The 6835-nt window shown below is 42.2% G+C and carries 7 protein-coding genes; 3 read left to right on the top strand and 4 right to left on the bottom strand.

Annotated features, from left to right (window positions below):
• Positions 1 to 2: 2 nt before the first annotated feature.
• From C7B62_RS23470 to C7B62_RS23485, 4 genes are all read right to left on the bottom strand, one after another.
• The gene (locus tag C7B62_RS23470; protein WP_370304169.1) at positions 3 to 488 is read right to left on the bottom strand and encodes a cupredoxin domain-containing protein; all 486 of its coding nucleotides are present in this window, start codon (positions 486 to 488) and stop codon (positions 3 to 5) included.
• A 200-nt stretch (positions 489 to 688) separates the two neighbouring features.
• Positions 689 to 2992, bottom strand: a complete 2304-nt coding sequence (locus tag C7B62_RS23475) for a heavy metal translocating P-type ATPase (RefSeq protein WP_106243317.1) — start codon at positions 2990 to 2992, stop codon at positions 689 to 691.
• A gap of 42 nt (positions 2993 to 3034) precedes the next feature.
• A complete protein-coding gene (locus tag C7B62_RS26715) occupies positions 3035 to 3229 on the bottom strand; it encodes a heavy-metal-associated domain-containing protein (RefSeq protein ID WP_106243320.1) in 195 nt (64 codons plus the stop codon).
• Between the two features lie 205 nt (positions 3230 to 3434).
• Positions 3435 to 3806 carry a DUF305 domain-containing protein gene (locus tag C7B62_RS23485; RefSeq protein ID WP_233220126.1) on the bottom strand — a complete coding sequence of 124 codons (372 nt, stop codon included), beginning with the start codon at positions 3804 to 3806 and terminating at the stop codon, positions 3435 to 3437.
• Between the two features lie 616 nt (positions 3807 to 4422).
• Between C7B62_RS23485 and C7B62_RS23490 the strand changes: the two genes are divergently transcribed.
• The 3 genes from C7B62_RS23490 to cadA form a co-directional block, all read left to right on the top strand.
• Entirely contained in the window at positions 4423 to 4923 is a 501-nt protein-coding gene (locus C7B62_RS23490) for a class I SAM-dependent methyltransferase (RefSeq protein ID WP_199194350.1), read from the top strand.
• Between the two features lie 147 nt (positions 4924 to 5070).
• A complete protein-coding gene (locus C7B62_RS23495) occupies positions 5071 to 5466 on the top strand; it encodes a helix-turn-helix transcriptional regulator (protein WP_106243327.1) in 396 nt (131 codons plus the stop codon).
• A gap of 97 nt (positions 5467 to 5563) precedes the next feature.
• The coding region (gene cadA / locus C7B62_RS23500) for a cadmium family heavy metal-translocating P-type ATPase (protein ID WP_106243330.1) at positions 5564 to 6835 on the top strand (1272 nt) is incomplete at its 3' end.

Genomic DNA, 6835 nt, shown 5'->3' on the forward strand with positions numbered 1-6835 from the left:
GATTATAAAACCTCAACGACTCCCCGAAACATATTCATCCCGCAAGTAAACTCGTATTTGCCTGCTTTTTCGGGTGTAAACTCAATTGGTGTAACTCGATTGAGAGGTAATGTTTGAGCGATATGAAAGTCAGGAAAACGAACTTCCTCAAGACAACTACTGGCATCTTGGCGATCGAAGTTCAACCTAACTTTTTGACCCGATTGAACTACAATCTGACTGGGTTCGTAACCGCCATCAACGGTGACGGTAATTTCTTGGATTCCTCCCTGTGCGATCGCTTTTGCAGATTTAGGTTTACTTGCTAAAAACCACCAAAGTTCTAAACCAATCAGTCCCAATCCACCAACCGTAACGATAATCTTATTTCTTAACGGTTGTTCTATGGGTTGAAACTGCCCTGTTTGATCCCTTTGAGATGGTTGCATTTCCTTCATATTGTGAGGCATTTGGGCGACTGCATTACCTGAAGCAATTCCCAACACCATTCCCAAACTTACGATCCCGCTTGCGATTGGCTTTGCCAGTGCGCGGAGCGCAATCGCTTCGCGTACTTGCCAACGTGCGATCGCTTTTCTATTCACCATTGTCAAACCTCCTATACAATCGCTCCCGAAATTACTCCAACCAGAAACCCAAATCCTGCTAATGTTCCAAAAAAGATGATTGTCTTCATATCGATATTCCTCTAACCAAGTGTTTTTGGCTTAAAATTACGCAAACGCAGTGCATTTGTCACTACCGAAACAGAACTAAACGCCATCGCAGCACCAGCAATAATGGGACTGAGCAACCAACCAAAGAAGGGATAGAGAATTCCTGCTGCGATGGGAATTCCAGCCACATTGTAAATAAAGGCAAAGAAAAGATTTTGACGAATATTACGAATGGTAGCGCGACTAAGTTGTATAGCAGTTACAATCCCTTGTAAGTCTCCTGAAATCAAGGTAATATCGCTAGCAGCGATCGCTACATCCGTTCCCGTACCAATTGCTATTCCTACGTCGGCGTGTGCTAGGGCAGGTGCATCGTTAATACCATCCCCAACCATTGCTACTATTTTACGGGGCGTATAAAGGTCGGAGGAGACCTCCGACCACAGCCCCTCACCCTCCGACTGGATTGTCTCCACTGTAGCTGCTTTCTGTTCGGGACGTACTTCAGCAAAAACGCGATCAATTCCCACTTCACGAGCGATTACTTCGGCGGTGCGGCGATTGTCTCCAGTTAACATCACCACTTCCAAGCCCATTTTCTGTAAGGCTCGAATAGCGTTGACAGAAGAAGGTTTCACCGCATCAGCAATGCCCATAATGGCTTCAATTTTCCTATCTACGGCAATCCAAATAACTGTCTTACCGAGATATTCCAATCGCTCCCAGTCCTTTTGTAGAGTTCTAGTATCTATATTTAATTCGTTCATCCAACGCTGAGTACCAATTTGTACCCATTGATTGGATACATACCCTTGAACACCACTACCTGCGATCGCTTCAAATTCTCTTGCGTCGTTTAATTGCACTCTTTGCGACTGAGCGTACTGAACCACCGCCTCGGCTAGAGGGTGTTCGGAATTTCTCTCTACAGATGCAACCAGATGCAATAAATTTAGCTCGTTGTTGTTGGCAATACCATTAACAGTTACAAAATCAGTCACAGTCGGTTTACCTTGGGTAATCGTCCCCGTTTTATCGAGTACGATCGCTCTAAGCTTGTGCGCCATTTCTAGACTCTCTGCGCCTTTGATGAGGATGCCATTTTCTGCACCTTTTCCCGTTCCCACCATAATTGAAGTTGGGGTTGCCAAACCAAGCGCACAGGGACAGGCAATAATTAATACGCCAACTGTGGTAATCAAAGCCATCGTTACATTTCCCATGATGTTGTACCAGAGGATAAAAGTAGCGATCGCAATGGCAATCACAGCAGGTACAAACCATCCCGTCACGCGATCGGCTAAACGTTGAATCGGTGCTTTTGAGCCTTGTGCTTGCTGCACCAGTTTGACAATCTGCGCTAAGAAAGTATCTTTACCGACTCTCGTTGCTTTGAATTTAAAGCTACCAGTTTTATTAATCGTCGCACCAATAACTTCATCGCCCGAATGCTTTTTCACGGGGATACTTTCACCTGTAACCATCGCTTCATCAATGGTGGAAGCACCGTCAACGACCTCGCCATCGACGGGAATCTTTTCCCCTGGGCGTACTAAGATGATATCTCCTAAAATTACTTCAGCAATGGGAAGATCTATCTCGCGATTATTACGAATCACCCGTGCTGTTTTCGCACCTAAACCCATAAGCTTGCGAATCGCTTCTGAAGTTTGTCCCTTGGCACGATTTTCTAATAATCGTCCGAGTAAAATTAATGCAATAATCACCGATGCTGCTTCAAAGTAGACATCAGGTGTAAGTCCCTGCGTGATAAACCATTGTGGACTAAAGGTGGGAAATAGAGAATAGAGATAAGCTGTACCCGTGCCGATCGCCACCAGGGTATCCATAGTTGCTGTATGGCGTTTGAGGGCTTTCCAAGCATTAATAAAGAAGGACGATCCGCACCAAAATAGTACGGGTGCAGTCAGTACTAATTGCAGCCAGGAATTGTGCATCCATGCAGGAATAAAAGGAATGGGCAATCCTGTCATCATCGGCAGCGAACCAATAACCAGAATGGCACTAATAATTCCGCTAACCCATACCTTGCGAGTCAGTTGGCGATTTTCGACTTGCCGTTCTCGTCTTTCGGTATCATCTTCTGGAGCAAGTACGTCATCTTGCATGGGTACGGCAGAATATCCTGCTGCATCTACGGCATCCTGAATCGCTGCTACATCAGTTCGATCGGGATTATAAGTAATCGTGGCTTGCTCTGCGCCAAAATTGACGCTACACTCGGAAACACCTGAAACCGAGCGAATTGAATCTTCGATATTCTTGGCACAAGAGGCACAACTCATGCCTCGTAATTTTAAACTGGTATTTTCCACTTCATATCTCCTGACTTGGGTTTAAATAATGCCAAGCATTCTTCAGGCAACGGTATAACCTGACTCTGTAATCGCTTGCGAGATCTCAGCTTCTGATGCTTGTGTGTCAACTTCGACAAGCTTAGTCTTGGAATCGGTTTGTACGGTTGCGGCTGGATCGATTGTTTTAATTGCTTTGGTAATGGTATCTCCACAAGCCGAACAAGCCATGTTGGGAACTTTAAGTTGTAATGTCATAATTTCTACCCTATGAAGATCGATTACTTTTATTATGAAGTCTCTGGTTAACTGGAGAGTCAAGAAGGTAAAAAAGAAAAATTAAAAATCTATGTTGTTTTATATCTAGGCTAAACTTCCTAATTAGCTATAGACTTAAATTAAGTAAATTTTGCTTATATAATATTTTTTGTCGATCAAATAATAGATATTAATTTGACTCAAGCTATTTCATAAGTTCTTTCATAATGCGGATTTCTTCTTTCTGTGATTGAACAATCTCGGTACATAGCTCCTCAATACGTGGATTAGTTAGCGATGATTGTTGGCAAACAAGAATAGCAGCAGCGTGATGGGGAATCATCGAGCGCAAGAATTGCTGGTTTCCTACTCCCGCTTGTGTCCGAACCAGAGTCCAGAACGTTAATATTAATGCCGTTCCTAATCCTAATAACATGATGTTTAGCTTTTTATTTTTAAACATCGAACCCATTATTACCAACATAATGATTAGCATCGCCGAGATCATCAGCCCTGTCATATAAACTTGGTTCAGGCTGAGGAACAAGTTGCTCCACTCGTTAACTCGCGAGAACATGATGGCGAACATTACGATGTAAGAGATCGACAGTGCAATCAACAGGGTAATATAAGGCTTCATGCCCGATCGGGATTTCATGTCAGATGTAGAATCATTATTTTGTGTAAACTTCATCTTAAATTTCTTCTTGTTAGTCTATTAGCAATACTCAAATAAATAGCAATTAATCTAGATTAATTTTTCTATCTTTTGTTATAAAAAGTATTTATTGCTATTGGTATAGGTAAATTTCATTCTGATTTCATAATTATTTGTTATGGAGAATATGTACTCATTTTTCGTATACAAGCTTATAAGAAAAAATACTATTTAATGCATCCAAAATCAAAAATTATACCCATTAGAAAAAGTAGTGAGGTACTTTTATGGTGAAGTCTCTAGTTAAATAAAGAGTCAAGAGGGACAGAGCGAAAAATTCCAATATCTATTTAAATGATTGCCAACAGAGTAATTAGTCTCTATCGAAGGTAGTAGTAGCCTTAATATTTAGTTTGATAGCATTGAGGCAACTCGTTACGGAGGTGAACGATAACTGATGAGCATTGTAGATAGTCTTTTCAGGCAAATGTTCGGTCGTCCCAAAGGAATGCTGGGCAGGTTCGGTGGCATCATTATGGCGCGTATGAATAAAGAGTTCACCTATTCAGTTATTGATTTACTCGACATTGAGCCGAACGATCGAGTGCTAGAAATTGGATTCGGCTCTGGAGTAGGCATTCATCGTCTAGCTCAGTTGGCATTAACAGGATATATTGCAGGTATCGATTACTCCAAAGAAATGGTCGAGCAAGCTACAGCTAGGAATTTGAAAAAGGTTGAGGCTGGTTTGGTAGATTTGCGACAAGGTTCGGTGGAAAGCTTGCCCTTTGAAAACAACACCTTCGATAAAGCACTGGCGGTTAACTCGATGCAAGTTTGGTCAGATGCCTCGATCGGACTACGAGAAATGCGGCGAGTCATGAAGAAGGTTGATGGCAGGATTGCGCTTGGTTTTACGCCTTATTCGGGGCAGTCGAGTAACGGATTGATCCAGATGTTCACAAATGCTGGCTTCACTGAGGTGCAGCTAGTAGAGACAGAGCGAGGTTTCTGTGCGCTGGCAATCGCATCATGACTAAAGTGGCGATCGAGATATCGTATTTATTCATCTGAATAGACATTCAAGCTTAAAATGAGTATCATTATCAAAGAAGTAAACTCAAAACTCTATTAACCCAGTATTGTCTAAGCAACTAAACTGATAGGGTTTAAAGCATAAACAATGAACAAAGTTGACAAATCAAAAAAAACAGTTTCTTCGGATGGTGATGCACTAACTTGTGATTCTTCTTTGGTTCATTTAGAACAAGTGCGTCAAGTACAATCTGAAATCGTTACAACCGAAAAAGCACAACAAATGGCGCAGTTTTTCGGTGCAATGGCAGACCCTCATCGGCTTAAACTTCTTTCTGCGTTAGTTAAAGCTGAACTTTGCGTCTGTGATTTAGCCGCAGTAGTTAAAATGAGTGAATCTGCTGTATCCCACCAGTTACGTCTGCTACGAAATCTACGTCTGGTTAAGCATCGTCGTGAAGGTCGTAACGTCTATTACAGCCTGGCAGACGCGCACATTGCTAATCTTTATCGGGAAGTAGCCGAGCATCTAGACGAAGCTTAATTCTTTCTTTTACTCGTTGCTAAATTACTTTTTTTTGGATATTATCTGAACAACTATTCAATTGTTCAATTAAAATAATTTTAAAATTGTTGGGATAATGTCAGGTAAACATTCTTCTGGTTGCTGCTCTCATCATGAAAGCCATGACCATCAAAGCGATCGCGGTCATGACCACAGCCACGAACACGGGGGATTCGATTTACGTCGAGAACTTATACCCTTAAGTATTGCGCTCGCTTTATTTCTCATTGGATTAATTTTCAACCAACCCTTGCACGATACACCTGGGGCGATCGCCGAGTATGTAGTTTTAATTCCTGCTTATTTAATCAGTGGCTGGACTGTTTTAACCAGTGCGGGGCGTAATATTCTGCGGGGTAAAATCTTTGATGAAAACTTCTTAATGACCATTGCTACCTTGGGTGCGATCGCGATTCACGAATTGCCCGAAGGTGTAGCGGTAATGCTGTTTTTTCAGATCGGAGAATTGTTTCAAGGTTTTGCGGTTGGTCGATCGCGTCGTTCGATTAAGTCATTGTTAGAAGTACGTCCAGATAAAGCAAATTTAGTTATTGATGGGGTAATTAGAGAAGTTGCGCCAGAGAAAGTAGAAGTCGGAAATACTATTATTATCAAACCAGGGGAGAAAGTTCCTTTAGATGGGGAGATTTTATCGGGAAGTTCTCAAGTAGATACTTCGGCACTTACGGGTGAATCTGTCCCCCGAACGGTAAGAGAAGGGGAAACGATTTTAGCAGGGGCGATTAACCAAACGGGTAGTTTAACGGTTCGAGTCACCAAACTGTTTGCCGAATCGTCCATCGCTAAGATTTTGGACTTGGTAGAAAATGCCAGCAGTAAAAAAGCCCCCACAGAGAAACTTATTACTCGCTTTGCCCGTTACTATACCCCTATAGTAGTTTTTCTCTCTCTAGCAGTTGCCATCTTGCCACCCCTACTAATTCCTGGTGCAACCAGCGAACAGTGGGTTTATCGAGCGTTAGTTTTATTAGTTATTTCTTGTCCCTGCGGATTAGTGATTAGTATTCCCCTGGGTTACTTTGGTGGCGTTGGTGGCGCAGCTAAAAGAGGAATTTTAGTTAAAGGTTCGACTTTTTTAGATGCTTTAACCGATGTCAAAACCGTGATTTTTGATAAAACGGGAACGTTAACTGAAGGGGTCTTTCAAGTTACTCAAATATCACCTTATAACGGCTATAGCGAAACAGAAATACTTACTACTTCTGCGATCGCCGAATCTCAATCCAATCACCCCGTAGCGCGATCGATTATGGAGGCTTACGATGGTGCGATTACTAAATCTGATGTCACTGATTATGAAGAAATACCAGGACACGGTATAAGAGCT

It is taken from the genome of Pleurocapsa sp. CCALA 161, from assembly GCF_003003995.1.
GTDB lineage: Bacteria > Cyanobacteriota > Cyanobacteriia > Cyanobacteriales > Xenococcaceae > Waterburya.

Coding starts and splice junctions, on each gene's coding strand:
- C7B62_RS23470 (WP_370304169.1), bottom strand. CDS start 488: ATGGTGTTGGGAATTGCTTCAGGTAATGCAGTCGCCCAAATGCCTCAC.
- C7B62_RS26715 (WP_106243320.1), bottom strand. CDS start 3,229: ATGACATTACAACTTAAAGTTCCCAACATGGCTTGTTCGGCTTGTGGA.
- C7B62_RS23485 (WP_233220126.1), bottom strand. CDS start 3,806: ATGTTCTCGCGAGTTAACGAGTGGAGCAACTTGTTCCTCAGCCTGAAC.
- C7B62_RS23495 (WP_106243327.1), top strand. CDS start 5,071: ATGAACAAAGTTGACAAATCAAAAAAAACAGTTTCTTCGGATGGTGAT.
- C7B62_RS23490 (WP_199194350.1), top strand. CDS start 4,423: ATGGCGCGTATGAATAAAGAGTTCACCTATTCAGTTATTGATTTACTC.